Source organism: Pantoea sp. CFCC18177 (assembly GCF_059412425.1).
Map to the genome: position 1 here is coordinate 73,760 of NZ_JBNBPL010000018.1, position 19,111 is coordinate 92,870.

At 52.8% G+C, this 19,111-nt stretch carries 17 protein-coding genes and 5 tRNA genes; 20 read left to right on the top strand and 2 right to left on the bottom strand.

Features of this window, described 5'->3' with window-relative positions:
• Window positions 1-2 precede the first annotated feature (2 nt).
• The 5 genes from truD to rpoS all read left to right on the top strand — a co-directional run bounded on the left by truD (window position 3) and on the right by rpoS (window position 4,973).
• On the top strand, window positions 3-1,046 hold the full coding sequence (gene truD / locus ACPUC8_RS17785) for a tRNA pseudouridine(13) synthase TruD (RefSeq protein WP_494926927.1): 1,044 nt from the start codon (window positions 3-5) through the stop codon (window positions 1,044-1,046).
• 217 nt (window positions 1,047-1,263) lie between these two features.
• Window positions 1,264-2,025 (top strand): 5'/3'-nucleotidase SurE, encoded by a 762-nt coding sequence (gene surE, locus ACPUC8_RS17790; protein ID WP_039330834.1) that lies wholly within the window; start codon window positions 1,264-1,266, stop codon window positions 2,023-2,025.
• Complete coding sequence (locus tag ACPUC8_RS17795; RefSeq protein WP_039330762.1) at window positions 2,019-2,645, top strand: protein-L-isoaspartate(D-aspartate) O-methyltransferase; 627 nt, start codon at window positions 2,019-2,021, stop codon at window positions 2,643-2,645. The genes surE and ACPUC8_RS17795 overlap by 7 nt, the downstream gene beginning before the upstream one ends.
• Before the next feature lie 166 nt (window positions 2,646-2,811).
• Window positions 2,812-3,930 carry a murein hydrolase activator NlpD gene (nlpD, locus tag ACPUC8_RS17800; protein ID WP_039330764.1) on the top strand — a complete coding sequence of 373 codons (1,119 nt, stop codon included), beginning with the start codon at window positions 2,812-2,814 and terminating at the stop codon, window positions 3,928-3,930.
• A gap of 50 nt (window positions 3,931-3,980) precedes the next feature.
• The gene (gene rpoS / locus ACPUC8_RS17805; RefSeq protein ID WP_039330767.1) at window positions 3,981-4,973 is read left to right on the top strand and encodes an RNA polymerase sigma factor RpoS; all 993 of its coding nucleotides are present in this window, start codon (window positions 3,981-3,983) and stop codon (window positions 4,971-4,973) included.
• Window positions 4,974-5,087: 114 nt separating this feature from the next.
• On the opposite strand, the gene mutS is transcribed toward rpoS, so the two are convergent.
• Complete coding sequence (mutS, locus tag ACPUC8_RS17810; RefSeq protein ID WP_494926928.1) at window positions 5,088-7,649, bottom strand: DNA mismatch repair protein MutS; 2,562 nt, start codon at window positions 7,647-7,649, stop codon at window positions 5,088-5,090.
• A 348-nt stretch (window positions 7,650-7,997) separates the two neighbouring features.
• On the opposite strand from mutS, the gene mltB reads away from it, so the two are divergent.
• Complete coding sequence (gene mltB / locus ACPUC8_RS17815; RefSeq protein ID WP_058973645.1) at window positions 7,998-9,080, top strand: lytic murein transglycosylase B; 1,083 nt, start codon at window positions 7,998-8,000, stop codon at window positions 9,078-9,080.
• 87 nt (window positions 9,081-9,167) lie between these two features.
• Complete coding sequence (locus ACPUC8_RS17820; RefSeq protein WP_494926929.1) at window positions 9,168-9,503, top strand: zinc ribbon domain-containing protein YjdM; 336 nt, start codon at window positions 9,168-9,170, stop codon at window positions 9,501-9,503.
• Window positions 9,504-9,537: 34 nt separating this feature from the next.
• Here the strand turns inward: ACPUC8_RS17820 and ACPUC8_RS17825 are convergent, their stop codons facing one another.
• Window positions 9,538-10,425: a dihydrodipicolinate synthase family protein gene (locus ACPUC8_RS17825; RefSeq protein WP_039330777.1), complete on the bottom strand. Its 888-nt coding sequence runs from the start codon at window positions 10,423-10,425 to the stop codon at window positions 9,538-9,540.
• Window positions 10,426-10,590: 165 nt separating this feature from the next.
• Between ACPUC8_RS17825 and tam the strand changes: the two genes are divergently transcribed.
• The 13 genes from tam (at window position 10,591) to ACPUC8_RS17890 (ending at window position 19,093) form a co-directional block, all read left to right on the top strand.
• On the top strand, window positions 10,591-11,367 hold the full coding sequence (gene tam, locus ACPUC8_RS17830) for a trans-aconitate 2-methyltransferase (RefSeq protein WP_039330779.1): 777 nt from the start codon (window positions 10,591-10,593) through the stop codon (window positions 11,365-11,367).
• 102 nt (window positions 11,368-11,469) lie between these two features.
• Window positions 11,470-11,964 (top strand): nicotinamide-nucleotide amidase, encoded by a 495-nt coding sequence (gene pncC, locus ACPUC8_RS17835; protein ID WP_039330780.1) that lies wholly within the window; start codon window positions 11,470-11,472, stop codon window positions 11,962-11,964.
• A 94-nt stretch (window positions 11,965-12,058) separates the two neighbouring features.
• Window positions 12,059-13,129, top strand: coding sequence for a recombinase RecA (recA, locus tag ACPUC8_RS17840; protein ID WP_039330782.1), 1,071 nt, complete (start codon window positions 12,059-12,061; stop codon window positions 13,127-13,129).
• Between the two features lie 107 nt (window positions 13,130-13,236).
• Window positions 13,237-13,752, top strand: a complete 516-nt coding sequence (locus ACPUC8_RS17845; protein ID WP_231568853.1) for a regulatory protein RecX — start codon at window positions 13,237-13,239, stop codon at window positions 13,750-13,752.
• Window positions 13,753-13,886: 134 nt separating this feature from the next.
• Complete coding sequence (gene alaS, locus ACPUC8_RS17850; protein WP_494926930.1) at window positions 13,887-16,514, top strand: alanine--tRNA ligase; 2,628 nt, start codon at window positions 13,887-13,889, stop codon at window positions 16,512-16,514.
• A gap of 249 nt (window positions 16,515-16,763) precedes the next feature.
• Window positions 16,764-16,949 carry a carbon storage regulator CsrA gene (csrA, locus tag ACPUC8_RS17855; RefSeq protein WP_004155916.1) on the top strand — a complete coding sequence of 62 codons (186 nt, stop codon included), beginning with the start codon at window positions 16,764-16,766 and terminating at the stop codon, window positions 16,947-16,949.
• Between the two features lie 306 nt (window positions 16,950-17,255).
• Window positions 17,256-17,348: transfer RNA gene (locus tag ACPUC8_RS17860), tRNA-Ser, on the top strand.
• 8 nt (window positions 17,349-17,356) lie between these two features.
• Window positions 17,357-17,433: transfer RNA gene (locus tag ACPUC8_RS17865), tRNA-Arg, on the top strand.
• An 85-nt stretch (window positions 17,434-17,518) separates the two neighbouring features.
• A tRNA-Arg gene (locus ACPUC8_RS17870) sits at window positions 17,519-17,595 on the top strand.
• 58 nt (window positions 17,596-17,653) lie between these two features.
• Window positions 17,654-17,730 (top strand) — tRNA-Arg (locus ACPUC8_RS17875).
• 61 nt (window positions 17,731-17,791) lie between these two features.
• Window positions 17,792-17,868: transfer RNA gene (locus tag ACPUC8_RS17880), tRNA-Arg, on the top strand.
• Between the two features lie 233 nt (window positions 17,869-18,101).
• Entirely contained in the window at window positions 18,102-18,668 is a 567-nt protein-coding gene (gene yqaB, locus ACPUC8_RS17885; protein ID WP_494926931.1) for a fructose-1-phosphate/6-phosphogluconate phosphatase, read from the top strand.
• Window positions 18,665-19,093 carry a YqaA family protein gene (locus tag ACPUC8_RS17890; protein ID WP_039330796.1) on the top strand — a complete coding sequence of 143 codons (429 nt, stop codon included), beginning with the start codon at window positions 18,665-18,667 and terminating at the stop codon, window positions 19,091-19,093. Before yqaB ends, ACPUC8_RS17890 begins: the two co-directional genes overlap by 4 nt.
• Window positions 19,094-19,111: the final 18 nt, after the last annotated feature.

The window sequence follows — 19,111 nt, forward strand, 5'->3', positions numbered from 1 at the left end:
GGATGAGTGAGCTGCTTTACCTGCATGGCGTACCGAGCGCAACTGGCGTCATCAAAGCCAATCCCGAAGATTTTGTGGTGATTGAGGATCTCGGCTATCCCTATGATGGCGAAGGTGAGCAGGTGTTGGTGCGCATCCGTAAAATCGGCTGCAACACTCGCTTTGTGGCGGAAGCCATCGCCAAATTTCTGGGTGTGCATCAGCGCGACATGAGCTATGCCGGCATGAAAGATCGTCATGCGGTGACGGAGCAGACGCTGTGTTTCCGGGTGCCGGGCAATGGCATGCCAAATCTGGCAGGCTTCCAGTTGGAAGGTGTCGAGATCCTGCAGGTGATCCGCCACAAGCGCAAACTGCGTACGGGCGCGCTGGCGGGAAATGCATTCCGTTTGGTGGTCAGGCAGGTCTCTGACCGCGCCGAGGTGGAAGGGCGACTGCAACGTATCCAGCAAGGCGGTGTGCCTAATTATTTTGGCGAACAGCGCTTTGGGCGCGGCGGTAATAACCTGACGCAGGCCAGGCTGTGGGGGGAAGAAAAATTCCGTCCACGCGATCGCAGCATGAAAGGTATTTTGTTATCTGCGGCGCGCAGCCACTTGTTCAATCAGGTGACCAGTGTACGTTTGCAACGTGATGGCGCGCTGGATCGCGTGCAAGTGGGTGACGCACTGCAACTGGCCGGGCGTGGCAGCTGGTTTGTGGCGCAGGCAGAAGAGCTGCCTGACTTACAGCAACGCGTGGATAATCATGGGTTGCGTATTACCGCACCGTTGCCGGGTCGCGGTGATTTAGGACCTCAGGGCGAGGCGCTGGCTTTTGAACAACAAGAGCTGGCTGCGGCCACGGATCTGCTGACATTGCTCGATCGCGAAAAAGTGGATGCTGCACGCCGCGCGATGCTGGTGGTGCCGAAAGATCTGAGCTGGAACTGGTGGGATGATGTGACGCTGGAAATGCAGTTCTGGTTGCCTGCCGGGAGTTTTGCCACCAGCGTGGTGCGTGAACTGCTGAGCAATGGTGCCGCTGCGCCTATCAGTGACGAATAAGCTTTTCATCTGTTCAATAGCCCGGCTTCAACGCCGGGTTTTTTCACGCTCCAGCTGCGCATTGTTGCGGCAAACGCCGTAAGTTCCGTGATTTACGTCTACCACTTCCCGCGCCTCACCGCTAGAATGCAAACATCCTTGCCTCTCATTTAGGGCGTCAGAACGATGACGATCTGGAGAGTCAGGGACCCGTTGAATGAACAAAGGTCAGGAACCGATGCGGATATTGCTCAGCAACGACGATGGTATTCATGCTCCCGGCATTCAGACGCTGGCTCGCGCTCTGCGTGAGTTTGCGGAAGTGCAGGTTGTCGCGCCCGATCGCAATCGTAGCGGCGCATCAAATTCCCTGACGCTGGAAACACCATTGCGCACCTTCACCCATGAAAACGGGGATATCGCGGTGCAGATGGGTACACCGACTGACTGCGTGTTTCTCGGGGTCAACAAACTGATGCAACCGCGCCCGGATATTGTGGTTTCGGGGATCAATGCCGGCCCCAATCTGGGTGATGACGTGATCTATTCCGGTACCGTAGCGGCGGCGATGGAAGGCCGTCATCTCGGATTGCCCGCGCTGGCTGTCTCACTGAATGGACATCAGCATTATGCTACCGCTGCCGCCGTGACCTGTACGCTGTTGCGTGCCTTGTCGCACACGCCGCTGCGTACTGGGCGTATCCTGAATATCAATGTGCCTGACGTGCCGTTAGCCGACATTAAAGGTTTTCGCGTCACGCGCTGCGGCAGTCGCCATCCTGCCGATCAGGTGATCTGTACTGAAGACCCGCGCGGCCACACGCTTTACTGGATTGGCCCACCAGGGGAAAAGCTTGATGCAGGCCCCGATACCGATTTCGCGGCGGTGGATGCGGGTTATGTCTCACTGACTGCACTGCATGTGGATTTGACGGCACACGCGGCGCAAGAGGTATTAAGTGACTGGCTGATCCAGGCTGAGGACACTCTGGCATGGTGAACCGGCGCATCGAAACGCTGTTAGAGCAACTGCGTGCACAAGGGATTCTCGATGAGCATTTGCTGAAAGCCATCGCAGATGTCCCGCGTGAACGCTTTATCGATGAGGCGTTTGAACACAAAGCCTGGGAAAACGTTGCGCTACCGATTGGTAACGGACAGACAATTTCACAGCCCTACATGGTCGCGCGCATGACGGCCTTGTTGGAACTGAACCCGGAATCGCGCGTGTTGGAAATTGGCACCGGTTCTGGCTATCAAACTGCCATTCTGGCACATCTGGTTAATCACGTTTATTCCGTGGAACGGATCAAAGGGTTGCAGTGGCAGGCCAAGCGTCGCCTCAAACAACTCGACCTGCATAATATCTCCACGCGACACGGCGACGGCTGGCAAGGCTGGGCGGCACGTGGGCCCTTTGACGCCATTATCGTCACGGCGGCGCCCCCTGAAATTCCGACTGCGCTGATAGCGCAATTAGGTGAGGGTGGCAGAATGGTGCTGCCAGTGGGCGAAGATCAGCAGGTGTTAAAGCGTTTACGTCGTCAGGGTGATGAATTTGTTGAAGAAATCATCGAGCCCGTCCGCTTTGTGCCGTTAGTTCAAGGCGATCTGGCCTGAGCCGTCGCTACGTAATTCTTCACAACTGTTACATGGCACGGCGCAGTTGATATTGTTACTATCCTTGTTAATCAATGCGAAAGACCGTTTTCAACCTACTCAGTAGTGAAAAATGTGGTCGTCGCGGTCATACAGTTTTATCCAGGATTGCCATAACGGGGGATCAATGAGCACGGGAAGCACAGTATTTCAATTACGCCGTTTGGCGGCACTTTCACTGGTCGGTTTTTGGTTGGCGGGCTGTAGCTCTGGCGACAATACCCAGGCACCGATTAGCCAGGTTGGCGGCGGTGGTGCGGACAGCGGTATGTCTTCTGCGCCGAGTGGTGGCATGCTCTCATCCCAGAACAGCACGGTGCCTGCCATGCCACACGGAGGAATGTTAAGCGGTGGTACACCATCGGCTGCGCCCTCAGGTGGAATGGTTAGTGGCAATAATAATGTTGTCACGCAAAATGGTCGCATCGTGTACAACCGAAATTATGGGAATATTCCTAAAGGCAGTTACGGTGGTGAGACTTACACCGTTAAACGCGGTGATACCCTCTTCTACATTGCCTGGATTACCGGCAATGACTTCCGCGACCTCGCACAACGCAATAACGTCCCGGCCCCGTATGGCCTGGAAGCTGGGCAAGTTCTACAGGTTGGCAACGGTAATGGCCAGACTATCACCGGTGGTAACGCGATAACCGCAGCGGACGCCACGCAAGGCGGAGTGCCGGTTGCATCCAACCAGACGCAAATTAAATCTGCCCCTGTTGCACAGCAACCTGTTATTACGTATTCTGATGATTCGGGTTCGACAGGCGGTAAAATGCTGCCGTCGAAAGGGGCAAATAATGTGGCAACGACCACAGCTCCGGTTACCGCACCGCCCACAGTCAGCAGCACGACTAACAGCACAACGCCAGTGGGAAGCTGGCGTTGGCCGACTGATGGGAAGATCATCGATAACTTCTCCGCTGCGGAAGGCGGAAACAAAGGGATCGATATCGCCGGTTCGCGTGGACAACCTGTCGTCGCCACTGCATCGGGAAGGGTGGTATACGCAGGCAACGCGCTCCGTGGGTACGGTAATTTAATCATCATCAAACACAATGATGATTACCTGAGCGCCTACGCCCACAACGACTCTATGCTGGTCCGGGAACAACAGGAAGTTAAGGCGGGGCAAAAAATAGCTACCATGGGTAGCACCGGAACCAGTTCGGTAAGATTACATTTTGAAATTCGTTACAAGGGGAAATCCGTAAACCCGTTGCGTTATTTACCGCAGCGATAATCCGGCAGAACCTTGGTGTTCTGCCCTTGGATCACGGGTAGGAGCCGCTTATGAACCAGAATACGCTGAAAGTTAACGAGTTACATGAAGATGCGGAATTCGAGGAGAACGGAGCTGAGGTTTTTGATGAGAAGGCTCTCGTTGAGAACGAACCTGGTGATAGCGAAGTAGCTGAAGAAGAGCTGTTGTCACAGGGTGCGACGCAACGCGTTTTGGATGCGACGCAGCTTTACCTCGGTGAGATTGGTTACTCTCCTTTGTTAACGGCGGAAGAAGAAGTGTTCTTCGCTCGTCGTGCATTGCGAGGTGACATTCCTTCTCGCCGCCGCATGATAGAAAGTAATTTACGCCTGGTGGTGAAGATTGCCCGTCGTTATAGCAATCGTGGTCTGGCGCTGCTGGATCTGATTGAAGAGGGTAATCTCGGCCTCATCCGTGCCGTGGAGAAGTTTGACCCAGAACGTGGGTTCCGTTTCTCGACATACGCCACCTGGTGGATTCGTCAGACTATTGAACGGGCGATCATGAATCAAACCCGTACCATCCGTCTGCCGATCCACATCGTTAAAGAGTTAAATGTTTACCTGCGTACCGCGCGTGAACTTTCGCACAAGCTTGATCATGAGCCGAGTGCAGAAGAGATTGCTGAGCAGTTAGACAAGCCGGTTGATGACGTAAGCCGTATGCTGCGTCTCAATGAGCGTATTACCTCGGTTGACACACCGCTGGGTGGAGATTCCGAAAAAGCGCTGCTGGATATCCTGGCCGATGAGAAAGACAACGGTCCAGAAGACACCACGCAGGACGATGATATGAAACAAAGCATCGTTAAGTGGTTGTTTGAATTGAATGCCAAGCAGCGTGAAGTGCTGGCACGTCGTTTCGGCCTGTTAGGCTATGAAGCGGCGACGCTGGAAGATGTAGGCCGTGAAATCGGGTTGACCCGTGAGCGTGTCCGTCAGATTCAGGTTGAAGGTCTGCGTCGTCTGCGTGAAATCTTGCAGACTCAGGGCCTCAACATTGAAGCACTGTTTCGTGAATAAGCCGTAACCGGTAATAAAAACGGTGACCCTTGGGTCACCGTTTTTTTATGCGCGTTAGTTGGCAGGCGATTAGGCGGGTTAGCGGCGTCATAGCCTGCCGAAACCCGCTATCCACTAGACCAGGGTCTTGAGACGGTAGATCCACTCCAATGCCTGTTTCGGTGTCAGGCTATCGGGATCCAACGCTTCGAGTGCATCCACAGCAGGTGATGTCTCGGCGACCAACAACTGCATCTGCGACCCTTCCACCGTAGAAGCTGCCGAGTGACCGGACAACGCTTCCAGCTCTTTCAGTTTATTGCGCGCACGTTTAATCACGTCCTTTGGCACACCGGCCAATGCAGCCACGGCCAAACCGTAACTTTTACTGGCTGCGCCATCTTGCACGCTGTGCATAAAGGCAATGGTATCGCCGTGCTCCACCGCATCCAGATGGACGTTGACCACGCCTTCCATTTTCTCCGGTAACGTGGTGAGTTCGAAATAATGTGTGGCAAACAGCGTCATCGCTTTGATGCGATTCGCCAGGCTTTCTGCACAGGCCCACGCCAGCGAGAGGCCATCATAAGTAGAGGTGCCGCGCCCAATTTCGTCCATCAACACCAGACTGTTTTCAGTGGCGTTATGCAAGATATTGGCGGTTTCTGTCATCTCTACCATAAAGGTGGAACGCCCAGAAGCCAGGTCATCGGCAGCACCGACGCGGGTGAAGATGCGGTCAATTGGGCCAATCACGGTTTCTTCAGCAGGCACATAGCTGCCAATCCACGCCATTAGGGCGATCAAGGCAGTTTGACGCATGTAGGTACTTTTACCGCCCATATTCGGGCCGGTAATGATCAACATGCGACGCTGGGCCGATAACGATAATGGGTTGGCGATGAACGGCTCTTTGAGCACCTGTTCTACCACCGGATGACGTCCAGCGGTAATACGAATGCCAGCTTTTTCCTGCAACACCGGGCGGCAGTAATTGAGTGTCCATGCGCGTTCTGCCAGGTTCGCCAACACATCCAACTCTGCCAACGCTGCAGCGCTGAGTTGCAGTGCTTCCAGATGCGGCATTAAGCGATCCAGTAATTCCTCATAAAGCCCTTTTTCCAGCGCCAGCGCTTTTCCTTTTGAAGTGAGGACTTTGTCTTCATACTCTTTCAGTTCAGGAATGATGTAACGCTCGGCATTTTTCAATGTCTGGCGGCGCACATAGTGAATCGGTACCTGGTGACTTTGACCGCGGCTGACCTGGATGTAATAGCCATGAATAGCATTGAAGCCGACTTTCAGCGTATCCAGCCCCAGTTTTTCACGTTCCCGAATCTCAAGACGATCAAGATAATCAGTGGCACCATCCGCCAGCGCACGCCACTCATCCAGCTCGGCATTGTAACCGGGCGCGATTACGCCACCGTCACGCACCAGCACTGGCGGTGATTCAATTACAGCCTGTTCGAGCAATTCGCGAAGCTCAGCAAAATCCCCCATCTGATTACGCAGCATCGCGAGTTGCGTCGATTCAACGCCCTCAAGCAGCTGGTTGAGTTCGGGAAGTTGCTGGAATGCATGGCGCATGCGGGCCAAATCACGTGGACGGGCGGTACGAAGTGCCAGACGCGCCAGAATACGCTCCAGGTCACCCACCTGACGCAACACCGGCTGCAGTTCCTGGCTCAGTGATTGCAGTTCTGCGATCGACTCCTGACGGCAGCTAATCGTGGTGACATCCCGTAGCGGCATATGCAGCCAGCGCTTCAGCATACGGCTGCCCATGGGGGTAACGGTTTTATCTAACACTGCCGCCAGCGTATTTTCGATGCCGCCTGCCAGGTTCTGGGTAATCTCGAGATTACGACGTGTGGCGGCATCCATGATCACGCTATCCTGCTGGCGTTCCATACTGGCCGAGCGGATGTGTGGCAAAGCCGTGCGCTGGGTGTCTTTCACATACTGCAGCAAACAGCCCGCTGCACGTAGCGCTAAATGCGCCTGTTCAACACCAAAACCGCTGAGATCGCGCGTACCAAATTGCAGATTCAACTGCTGACGAGCGGTATCAATCTCATATTCCCACAGAGGACGACGGCGCAGGCCACGACGCTGATCAATCAGCATCATGGCCTGGAAATCTTCAGGGTAGAGCAGTTCGGCCGGATTGGTACGCTGCAGTTCAGCGGCCATGGTCTCCTGATCTGCGGGTTCACTCAGGCGAAAACGCCCTGAACTGATATCCAGCGTGGCATAGCCAAAACCGCGTGGGCTCTGGAATATGGCTGCCAACAGATTGTCCTGGCGCTCCTGCAACAACGCTTCATCACTGATGGTGCCTGGCGTGACAATACGTACTACTTTACGCTCAACCGGGCCTTTGCTCAGTGCCGGATCGCCAATCTGCTCACAGATCGCCACGGATTCACCGAGTTGTACCAGTTTTGCCAGATAACCTTCGACAGCATGGTAGGGCACGCCGGCCATGGGGATAGGTTCACCCGCTGATGCACCGCGTTTAGTGAGTGAGATCTCCAGTAGCTGCGATGCGCGTTTGGCATCGTCATAGAACAGCTCGTAGAAATCGCCCATCCGATAGAACAGCAGGATCTCAGGATGGTCGGCCTTCAGGCGCAGATATTGCTGCATCATGGGCGTGTGGCCAGTAAAGTCCATTTGCGCTGCTCCTTTCATCTCGTTTTCACTCAAAATTAACTCTTTTGATGTTGGCAGCTGAGTCATGTCAGCCAGGGTAACGCGTTGTCCGGTGGGCGGACAACCAAAGCGCAGATACTAGCATTTTTGCCCGGTCGCCTTCATCAGCAAGCAACGGTTTCTGGCTGCCGACCTTAACAAATTGCGCTAAGGGATAAAAAGCAAAATCGGGAGATAAAGCGAAAGTGCAGAGCGGTTTCGCAAATTTACATTGCAACCCACTGAAATGGGCGGAAAGCAGCGTAAATTTAAGATATTGCTCTGTATCCCGCATGGCTGAACGATTACCATGTGGGCTTCCGGTTTCATCTGGCTTATGGATATCTAATGCGTTTTAAGGTTGCTTTTCTTCCGCTTATTGCCTTGCTTGCTGCCTGTAGTAGTAAGCCTGCACCCCAGCAGCAATCCGCCGTTGTGCCTGCACCTAAAGGTGGTTTTTTACTGGAACCTTCACACGCCGTTCAGCCGATGTTTGGTGATTTCGCTGGCAATCCGGCGGCTGAGCAGTTTATAGATCAAATGGTGGCAAAACACGGTTTCAACCGTGACCAGTTGCATGCCGTGATTGGCCAGGCGAAGCGTCTCGACTATGTGCTGCGCCTGATGGACCAACAGGCACCGAGCTATACGCCACCGACCGGGCCAAACGGCGCCTGGATCCGTTATCGCAACAAATTCATCACGCCGGATAATGTGCAGAATGGAGTGGCGTTCTGGAATCAATATCAGGACGCATTACAGCGTGCCCAGCAGGTTTATGGTGTGCCACCTGAAATCATTGTGGGGATCATTGGGGTCGAAACGCGTTGGGGCCGGGTGATGGGTAAAACGCGTTTGCTGGATGCGCTGGCCACCTTATCCTTTAGCTATCCTCGCCGCGCGGCCTATTTCAGTAGCGAGCTGGAAACCTTCCTGCTGATGGCGCGCACGGAGCAGGATGATCCGCTGGATCTGCGTGGCTCATTTGCCGGTGCAATGGGGTATGGCCAGTTTATGCCATCTTCTTATAAACAGTATGCGGTCGACTTCAATGGTGATGGTCACATTAATCTGTGGGACCCGGTAGATGCCATCGGCAGCGTTGCGAACTACTTTAAAGAGCACGGCTGGCGTGCCGGTCAGAATGTTGCTGTTCCGGCCAGTGGCCAGGCACCTGCGTTGGAAAATGGCTTCAAAACCCTTTATCCGGTGAACACATTGATGGCAAGCGGCCTGACACCGCAGGGATCGTTGGATGGCAATAATCAGGCTAGTCTGCTGCGCCTCGATCTCGGTACCAGCTATCAATACTGGTTCGGTCTGCCAAACTTCTATGTCATTACGCGTTACAACCACAGTACGCACTATGCAATGGCCGTATGGCAACTGGGCGAAGCAGTAGCAAAAGCGCGGCAAGGCAATATGTTTTAATACTGTCCTTGTAAAGTGTAAGGGTATAAGATGGCGCCCCTTTTTGCGGTGCCATCTTCACTGCATGCTTATTTCCAAGGAACAATTATGACGACTTTACCCGCCTGCCCTGCGTGTCAGGCTGATTATACCTGGCAAGACGGTGACAACCTGAACTGCCCATCCTGTGGCCATATCTGGTCTATGTCCTCTGATGCTGCCGCGGAAGGCTTAGTGGTGCGAGATGCCAATGGCAATCTACTGGCTGATGGCGACAGTGTGACCGTGGTGAAAGATCTTAAAGTGAAAGGCAGCTCTTCAACGCTGAAGATTGGCACCAAAATCAAAAGCATTCGCCTCGTCGAGGGCGACCACAACATCGATTGCAAGATTGATGGTTTTGGTCCAATGAAGCTCAAATCAGAATTCGTGAAAAAGAATTGATAGCAGGACGGCGGATGGCCGTCCTGTGCTGTCCTCACATCAGTAAACGATCGATAGCTTCACATTGCTCAGCCGTCAGTTCACCGCCAAAATTGCGTGAGTGACTGCTCATTGAATCAAACTTGCGGGCGACTGCGGTTTTGATGGTAGTCACGAAGTCATCGCCAATGGTGTAAATCGCCATCAGTTCTCCGATACGTTGCTGGATCTGCGTCAGTTTATTTAACTCCCCCGCGCGCCAGGCTTGCATCGCCTCAGCAAATAACTCCGGCACGATATTGTTCAGCCCGGAGATCACACCTGCGCCGCCTGCCAGCAGATTAGGCAGCAAATATTCGTCATAACCCGACAGTACGGTGAAATCACTGCGCACCTTTTTAGTTTCTTCAATTAATGCCCGGTTATGAGACAAGCAATCCATTGTGTCTTTAATACCGATAAACTGCGGCAGCTCTGAAGCTAACTCTGCCACTAACGCCGGTGTCAGATCACAGCCGGTTCGGGCTGGAAAATTATAGGCAAACCACTTGCCACCCAACTGTTTATCCAGCGATTTAAAGTAACTCAGCAGCTGCTTTGGCGTCTGGCCATAATAGTAGGGCGGCAATACCATCACGGCATCATAGCCGTTTTGCCAGGCTGCCTCGGCCAGTTGTAACATATCGGGAATGCAGGTACTGGAGACATTCGCCACCATGCTCAGTGGAGACAGCGAGCGAGCCTCGCGAATCAGCTGGAGCCTTTCCTGTTGGGTCAGTGAAGCAAATTCACCGATGCTGCCCATCAGCAGCAGGGTGTCAATTCCCGATGTGCTCAGACGCGCGAAGTGGCGGCCTAACGCATCAATATCCAGTTTATTGTGTTGATCAAAAGGGGTCACTGACGGACACCAGACGCCCGCGAGTTCAGGTTGTGCAGCCATAGCGCTCTCCTTTAATTAAAAATGAAACATTGTTTTAACTTAGGGGGCCTGAACTATTTGTACCAGTGCTAAAACGTAAAAAGGTGAGACATCGCACTTTTCTCTTCTTGTTCTCAAAGGAAATAAAGCTAGTGTGAGGCACTTCAGCCTGACAGGAGCGTTGACATGCAAGACTGGAATCCACAGCTGTACCGCCAATTTGAATCGGAGCGCACGCGTCCCGCGCGTGAACTGTTAGATCGTATCCCTGATATTCACGTGCATTATGCCACCGACCTCGGTTGTGGCCCCGGCAATAGCACTGAACTGCTGGCGCAGAAATGGCCGGATGCGCAGATCACGGGCATCGATAGTTCCGCTGCAATGCTGGAACAGGCGCAGGCGCGTCTGCCCTCCAGCACTTTTTTGCAGGCGGATATTCGCACCTGGGAGGCCGCACAGCCTCAGCAAGTCATTTATGCCAATGCTTCTCTACAATGGCTGACTGACCATCAGACGCTACTGCCGCACCTGGTTAATCAACTGGATGTGGGCGGAGCATTAGCCGTACAGATGCCAGACAACCTGGAAGAGCCGTCACACCGCTTTATGCGTGAGGTTGCCGCCCGCGAACGCTGGCAGGATCTCATTTCTCCTCAGGCGGCAGATCGGAAACGCCTGTTGTCGACCGAAAACTACTTTGATTTGCTGGGAGATGCAGGTTGCCGGGTGGATATTTGGCGCACGACCTATTACCACCCGATGGCCGATGCGCAAGGCATTATCACCTGGCTAAAAGCGACCGGTTTGCGTCCTTTCCTCGCCGGGCTGGATGAAAAACAACAGGCAGATTTTCTTGATGACTATCATCAAGCGTTAATTCCTGCCTATCCCGCTCGCAGTAACGGCCAGGTTTTGCTGGCGTTCCCGCGATTGTTTATGGTTGCGGTGAAAACGCGCTGAGCAAGCTGAGATCTTCGCTGTAAAATGGCGTGGTAGTGGTTGAAAAGAGCTTCCTGCCACACCATTTATTGCTAACGTGAAGCGCCATAACAGGAGAGGGCGATGAACGACCAACAGTTACAGCAGTTGAGCCAGCGCATTGGTGAACAGCTAAAAGCGCGCCAGGCAACAGTAACAGCCGCGGAATCTTGTACCGGTGGCTGGATTGCCAAAGTCTTTACTGACATTAGCGGTAGCTCTGCCTGGTTTGAGCGTGGCTTTGTGACTTACAGCAATGAAGCCAAACAACAGATGGTGGCGGTGCAAGCCACTACGCTGGCACAGTTTGGCGCGGTGAGCGAGCAAACGGTACGCGAAATGGCGCGAGGGGCCTGCAATGCGGCCGCTGCTGAATATGGCATCGCCGTCAGTGGTATTGCCGGACCAGATGGCGGCTCGGAGGAGAAGCCAGTGGGCACGGTTTGGTTTGCGATTGCAGGGCCGGATGGCCGCGTACTGACGCAGCGGCAGAACTTTTCCGGAGACCGAGATGCAGTGCGCCGTCAGTCCGTCTGCTGGGCACTGCAAACGCTGCTTGATGAATTTCTGACAAATTAAACTTGATACTGTATGGTCATACAGTATAATTACCGGCAACAGAACGAGCAGGCACACAATGATGTCGGCTTACCCAGCATGATTAGGAGTGGAAATGGCGATTGACGAGAACAAACAGAAAGCTTTAGCAGCCGCGCTGGGCCAGATTGAGAAACAATTTGGTAAAGGCTCGATCATGCGCCTGGGTGAAGACCGCTCGATGGATGTTGAAACCATCTCAACCGGTTCACTTTCACTCGATATCGCATTGGGTGCCGGCGGTTTGCCAATGGGCCGTATCGTTGAGATTTATGGACCAGAATCTTCCGGTAAAACCACGCTGACGCTGCAGGTTATTGCCGCGGCACAGCGCAAAGGTAAAACCTGTGCCTTTATTGATGCCGAGCACGCCCTTGACCCGGTGTACGCCAAGAAACTGGGCGTAGATATCGATAACCTGCTGTGTTCACAGCCGGATACCGGTGAGCAGGCGCTGGAAATCTGTGATGCGCTGGCACGCTCGGGTGCAGTAGACGTCATCATTGTTGACTCCGTTGCTGCATTGACGCCAAAAGCTGAAATCGAAGGCGAAATCGGTGATTCGCACATGGGTCTGGCAGCTCGTATGATGAGCCAGGCGATGCGTAAACTGGCCGGTAACCTGAAACAATCCAATACGTTACTGATCTTCATCAACCAGATTCGTATGAAGATTGGTGTGATGTTCGGTAACCCAGAAACCACCACCGGTGGTAACGCGCTGAAATTCTATGCTTCTGTTCGTCTTGATATCCGCCGTATCGGTGCGATCAAAGAGGGCGATGAAGTGGTGGGGAGCGAAACCCGTGTGAAAGTGGTGAAGAATAAAATTGCTGCACCCTTTAAGCAGGCTGAATTCCAGATCATGTACGGCGAAGGCATCAACACCTTTGGTGAGTTGGTTGACCTCGGCGTAAAACACAAGCTGGTTGAGAAAGCCGGTGCATGGTACAGCTACAACGGTGAGAAGATTGGTCAAGGTAAAGCAAACTCGACTAACTTCCTGAAAGAGAATCCAGCGATTGCCAACGAGATCGACAAAAAGCTGCGTGATTTGCTGCTGACCGGTGCCACAGCAGACGCGGGTGCTGCGGACATCCCGACAGGGGATTACGAAGAAGCCAGCGAAACCAACGAAGATTTCTAACATACCGACGGGAGCAGCCATGCTCCCGTTTTGCTTTTCCCCGCTTGTGCTTCCCCTCGACTCCTTCTTGCTTTACCCTGCGCCACAGATAAACCAAGGTAAGACATATGCCATCATCATCTCCTGCGGCATCTGAGCCGACATTCTCTCGTTTACTGGATCGCGCAATGCGTATATTGGCGCAACGCGACCATAGCCGTGACGAACTGAAACGCAAGCTGCAGCTCTCTTCACAACGCGCGGCATATATGCAACAACAGGATCATGTGCCCATCGCCGATGAGTTGCTGGAGAAAGTGCTCGATTGGTGTCAGGAGAGCGGTTGGCTCAACGACCAACGCTTTACCGAACGCTTTATTCAGAGCCGTGCCCGTAAAGGCTATGGGCCACAGCGTGTACGCATGGAACTACAGCAAAAAGGCATCAGTCGCGAGGAGATCGACCAGGCATTATTTGCTACCGAAATCGACTGGAGCCAATGTGCAGCCGATCTGGCCAAGCGTAAGTTCGGTGATCCATTACCGCAAACCTGGGCTGAGAAGGGCAAAGTACAGCGCTTTTTGATGTCAAAAGGCTTTATGATGGAAGATATTCAGGCCGTTTTCAGAAATTTTGACAGCTGAAAGGCAATGGGATTTTACTTCCCACTGAAGAAAATTTATCTTATTCCCACTTTTTGTTCCTCAATCAGCGGTGAGCCTGCAGTTGCAGTTTGCCAGCGAAAGGGAACGTTCGTTAGCGTGATTCCAGGAATTATATGAGCAAGAGCACTGCTGAGATCCGTCAAGCGTTTCTCGACTTTTTTCATAGCAAGGGACATCAGGTTGTAGCCAGCAGCTCCCTCGTACCGAACAACGACCCGACGTTACTGTTTACCAACGCCGGGATGGTGCAGTTTAAAGACGTTTTCCTCGGTCAGGATAAGCGCGACTATGCACGCGCGACCACGTCTCAGCGTTGTGTACGTGCCGGTGGCAAGCACAATGACCTGGAGAACGTAGGTTACACTGCACGTCACCATACCTTCTTTGAAATGTTGGGCAATTTCAGCTTTGGCGATTACTTCAAGAAAGAAGCGATTGCTTATGCCTGGGAACTGCTGACGGGTGAGCAGTGGTTCAATCTGCCAAAAGATCGTCTGTGGGTGACCGTTTACGAAACCGACGATGAAGCCTTTGAAATCTGGGCTAACGACGTCGGCGTACCGCGCGAACGTATTATTCGCATTGGCGATAATAAAGGCAGTGCCTACGCTTCTGATAACTTCTGGCAGATGGGTGATACCGGTCCATGCGGCCCGTGCACCGAAATTTTCTACGATCATGGCGATCATATCTGGGGCGGTCCTCCGGGCAGCCCGGAAGAGGATGGCGATCGCTATATTGAGATCTGGAACATCGTCTTCATGCAGTTCAACCGTCAGGCTGACGGCACCATGCAACCCTTGCCAAAACCGTCAGTGGACACCGGCATGGGTCTGGAACGTATCGCCGCGGTACTGCAGCACGTTAACTCCAACTATGAAATCGATCTGTTTGCCAAGCTGATTAAATCTGTTGCGCAGGTAACAGGTGCAACAGATCTGAATAACAAATCGCTGCGCGTTATCGCCGACCATATTCGTTCCTGTGCTTTCCTGATTGCTGATGGTGTGATCCCATCTAATGAAAACCGTGGCTACGTGTTGCGTCGTATCATTCGTCGCGCGGTGCGTCACGGCAACATGTTAGGCGCCAAAGAAGCCTTCTTCTATAAACTGGTTGCGCCACTGATTGACGTGATGGGTGATGCAGGTGAAGACCTGAAACGCCAGCAGAAGCACGTTGAAAATGCGCTGAAAAATGAAGAAGAGCAGTTTGCTAAGACGCTGGAACGTGGTCTGGCATTGCTGGATGACGAGCTGGCCAAGCTGCAAGGCGATACGCTGGATGGCGAAACCGTGTTCCGTCTGTATGACACCTTTGGTTTCCCTGCAGACTTAACCGCAGACGTTTGCCGCGAGCGCAATCTGAAGATTGATGAAGCCGGTTTTGAAACTGCCATGGAACAGCAGCGCCAGCGTGCGCGTGAAGCCAGTGGCTTTGGTGCCGACTACAACAGCGTTATCCGTTTTGATACGGCCACCGAGTTCAAAGGCTATGATCAACTGCAGTTGGACGCGACCGTACAGGCGTTGTTCGTTGACGGCCAACAGGTTGAAGAAATCACTGCAGGTCAGGATGCGGTAGTGATTCTGAACGAAACGCCATTCTATGGTGAATCCGGCGGCCAAGTGGGCGACACCGGTGTCCTCGCTGGGCAGAATGCTGAATTTAGCGTCCAGGATACCCAGAAGTATGGCAAAGCCTTCGGTCATATCGGTAAGCTGAAACAAGGTCAATTGCGCGTGGGCGATCGCTTAAATGCGCAGGTGGATGAAGAGCGTCGTGCTCGCATCATTCTGAACCACTCAGCAACCCACCTGATGCATTCCGCGTTGCGTGAAGTGTTAGGCGATCATGTTGGGCAGAAAGGCTCACTGAATAACGACAAATATCTGCGTTTCGATTTCTCGCATACTGAAGCGATGAAGCCTGAGCAGATTCGTGCTGTTGAGGATATTGTTAACACGCAGATTCGCCGCAACCTGCTGATTCAGACCGATGTTATGGATCTGGATGAGGCGAAAACGCGCGGTGCAACAGCGCTGTTTGGCGAGAAGTATGAGCAGCGTGTTCGTGTAGTGAGCATGGGTGAATTCTCCGTCGAGTTGTGTGGTGGTACACACGCGGCACGTACCGGTGATATCGGCTTGTTCCGTATCCAATCTGAGTCAGGTACCGCTGCAGGCGTTCGTCGCATCGAAGCGCTGACCGGTGAGGGTGCGATTGCACAGCTACATGCGCAGAGTGACCAGTTGTCTGATATTGCTAATGTGGTGAAAGCCAACAGCAGTAATCTGAATGAAAAAGTTCGCGGTCTGGTTGATAACGTGCGTGCGCTTGAGAAAGAGCTGCAACAGCTGCGTGATCAGCAAGCTGCGCAGGAAAGTGCATCACTAAGCAGCAAAGCCGTGGATGTGAAAGGGACGAAGCTGCTGGTCAGTGAGCTCAGCAATGTCGAACCGAAAATGCTGCGCATCATGATGGACGATCTGAAGAATCAGCTGGGTTCTGCCATCATTGTGCTGGCTACCGTCGCAGAAGGTAAAGTTTCGCTGATTGCTGGCGTCACAAAAGACCTGACCGATCGTGTTAAGGCGGGTGAGTTGGTGGGCGAACTGGCTGCACAGGTCGGGGGTAAAGGCGGTGGGCGTCCAGATATGGCTCAGGCTGGGGGCACCAATCCTCAGGCGCTGGCTGGGGCGCTGGCTGGCGTGCCGGACTGGGTGAGTAACCGACTGTAACGAAATAAAGCGAAGCATCGTGAAGAGCGCCAGCACCCCGAGTACTGGCGCTTTTTATCGCGATGTGCACCCGTAAATGACAAAGTCCGGTTGATGTGGTGTATTTCGGCTAAACTAACTATCAGCAGAATGTATTGGCGTGGCGATGCACAATGGTGTATTTGTCATAGGCATTGTTCAGCGTTATATGATGGATATGGCCGGGAGATCGAACAGGCCCGACTCTTTTAATCTTTCAAGGAGCAAAGAATGCTTATTCTAACTCGTCGAGTTGGTGAAACCCTCATGATTGGCGATGAGGTGACTGTAACGGTGCTGGGTGTCAAAGGTAACCAGGTACGTATTGGCGTCAACGCGCCTAAAGAAGTTTCGGTGCATCGCGAAGAGATCTATCAGCGCATTCAGGCCGAAAAAACTCAGCAAACGAGTTACTAACGGATTCAGCGCCTCGCCATCGTGCGAGGCGCTACCGCTTTTCTTCACTTCCACCTCTTTTATTCCCCCTTTGTTCTCAATTTCTTTCTTCCCATTTTGTTAACTGCAGCGTGCTTTCGCTGTTGATAAATCAATCTTTTTGTTGGCAAAACATCCTAATTGCGCGTCATTTGTGCAAACAAACAGTTATCAAGAAAAAGTCGGGAAAAATTGTTTGACTTATAAGTGCGGGAAAGTAATATGTGCGCCACGCAGTGCCGATGAGCAGAAACAAAGTTCAAAAGCACAGGCAGTAAGAAAGCGTAAGGTGAGGTGGCCGAGAGGCTGAAGGCGCTCCCCTGCTAAGGGAGTATGCGGTCAAAAGCTGCATCCGGGGTTCGAATCCCCGCCTCACCGCCATTTCCGATGCATCCATAGCTCAGCTGGATAGAGTACTCGGCTACGAACCGAGCGGTCGGAGGTTCGAATCCTCCTGGATGCACCATTCGGAAAGATGAAGTAAGAGTGAACGAGCAGTTCCTTTCATGGTGAGTTGTTAGCACCCTGCGTTATACAAGAATTATTTCAATGCATCCATAGCTCAGCTGGATAGAGTACTCGGCTACGAACCGAGCGGTCGGAGGTTCGAATCCTCCTGGATGCACCATTCTTCGTATCATTCCCAGGTTGATTGCAGTAATTCCATCGTAAGAAAATATCTCAATGCATCCATAGCTCAGCTGGATAGAGTACTCGGCTACGAACCGAGCGGTCGGAGGTTCGAATCCTCCTGGATGCACCATTCTGTTTTATTCATACTTCTCTCAGTATGTTTCATCAGTAATATCAGTTAGACCCCTAATGCATCCATAGCTCAGCTGGATAGAGTACTCGGCTACGAACCGAGCGGTCGGAGGTTCGAATCCTCCTGGATGCACCATATTCTCTGTAAAATATTCAACGCCTGCTTTCTGAATTCTTCTCCGTAATCTACAGCACCAACAAAAATCCCTGATTTAACCGCCATTTATCCCCGGCATCGCATCCTGACCTTTTTCCGAAAACAAAAAATGCTAATGCTTTCAAAGCATTTGCTGTTAAGCACACCTGGCGACAACCTAAGCGCATTACGCTAAAGTAATGGCTCATTTAGTGGTACTCGATGGAGTGACAATGTACGACCAATATGACGCCCTGATTTTCGATATGGACGGCACGATTCTGGACACTGAGCCGACACATCGAAAAGCCTGGCAGCAGGTGCTGAGCCGCTATGGATTCACCATGGATGAAGCAAAAATGGTGGCATTCAATGGCGCACCCACCTGGCAACTGGCGCAGTACATTCTTGAGCACAACAATGCCACGCAGGACCCTCATCTGCTGGCCGCAGAGAAAACGGTGGCGTTGAAGGCGATGTTACTCGATGACGTGCGTCCTTTGCCGCTCATGGAGGTGGTAAAGGCCTATCATGGCCGTCGTCCTATGGCGGTGGGCACCGGCAGCGAACACAGCCTGGCGAAAGCGCTGCTTGAAGCATTAGGCGTTTACCATCTGTTTGATGCTGTGGTAGGCGCTGATGATGTTCAACGTCATAAACCGCAACCCGATACCTTTTTACGCTGCGCCGAGTTAATGGGCGTAGCGCCTGAACGTTGTGTGGTGTTTGAAGATGCTGACTTTGGCGTTCAGGCGGCACAAGCCGCGGGCATGGATGTGGTTGATGTCCGCTTACTGTGAATGAGTTTCTGACTTATGGATCGTTATTCGGCAGTAGCTTTCTAAGCGCGACCCTGCTTCCGGGAAGCTCAGAGGCTGTGCTGGTTGCTTTGCTGATCGCCCAAAAGGGGTCGGTCTACGGATTGTTATTGGCTGCATCAGTGGGAAACACCCTGGGTGGCCTGACCAACATTCTTCTTGGTCGTCTTATGCCGCCAAAAGGGCAGGGGCGATGGCACGACACAGCAATGACGTGGTTACATCGATTGGGACCTGCAGCGCTACTTTTTAGCTGGCTGCCGGTAGTGGGCGACCTGCTTTGCGTGTTAGCAGGGTGGTTGCGCTTTGCCTGGCTACCAGCGGTGCTGTTCCTCGCCATTGGTAAAACGCTGCGTTATATCGTTATCGCGACTGCCACATTACAAACAATGCAATGGTGGCATTGATTCGCACAGATTCGAGGC

Coding starts and splice junctions, on each gene's coding strand:
- rpoS (WP_039330767.1), top strand. CDS start 3,981: ATGAACCAGAATACGCTGAAAGTTAACGAGTTACATGAAGATGCGGAA.
- ACPUC8_RS17820 (WP_494926929.1), top strand. CDS start 9,168: ATGACGACTTTACCCGCCTGCCCTGCGTGTCAGGCTGATTATACCTGG.
- nlpD (WP_039330764.1), top strand. CDS start 2,812: ATGAGCACGGGAAGCACAGTATTTCAATTACGCCGTTTGGCGGCACTT.
- ACPUC8_RS17845 (WP_231568853.1), top strand. CDS start 13,237: ATGCCATCATCATCTCCTGCGGCATCTGAGCCGACATTCTCTCGTTTA.
- tam (WP_039330779.1), top strand. CDS start 10,591: ATGCAAGACTGGAATCCACAGCTGTACCGCCAATTTGAATCGGAGCGC.
- surE (WP_039330834.1), top strand. CDS start 1,264: ATGCGGATATTGCTCAGCAACGACGATGGTATTCATGCTCCCGGCATT.
- yqaB (WP_494926931.1), top strand. CDS start 18,102: ATGTACGACCAATATGACGCCCTGATTTTCGATATGGACGGCACGATT.
- mltB (WP_058973645.1), top strand. CDS start 7,998: ATGCGTTTTAAGGTTGCTTTTCTTCCGCTTATTGCCTTGCTTGCTGCC.
- ACPUC8_RS17795 (WP_039330762.1), top strand. CDS start 2,019: ATGGTGAACCGGCGCATCGAAACGCTGTTAGAGCAACTGCGTGCACAA.
- alaS (WP_494926930.1), top strand. CDS start 13,887: ATGAGCAAGAGCACTGCTGAGATCCGTCAAGCGTTTCTCGACTTTTTT.
- recA (WP_039330782.1), top strand. CDS start 12,059: ATGGCGATTGACGAGAACAAACAGAAAGCTTTAGCAGCCGCGCTGGGC.
- ACPUC8_RS17825 (WP_039330777.1), bottom strand. CDS start 10,425: ATGGCTGCACAACCTGAACTCGCGGGCGTCTGGTGTCCGTCAGTGACC.
- csrA (WP_004155916.1), top strand. CDS start 16,764: ATGCTTATTCTAACTCGTCGAGTTGGTGAAACCCTCATGATTGGCGAT.
- pncC (WP_039330780.1), top strand. CDS start 11,470: ATGAACGACCAACAGTTACAGCAGTTGAGCCAGCGCATTGGTGAACAG.
- mutS (WP_494926928.1), bottom strand. CDS start 7,649: ATGAAAGGAGCAGCGCAAATGGACTTTACTGGCCACACGCCCATGATG.
- truD (WP_494926927.1), top strand. CDS start 3: ATGAGTGAGCTGCTTTACCTGCATGGCGTACCGAGCGCAACTGGCGTC.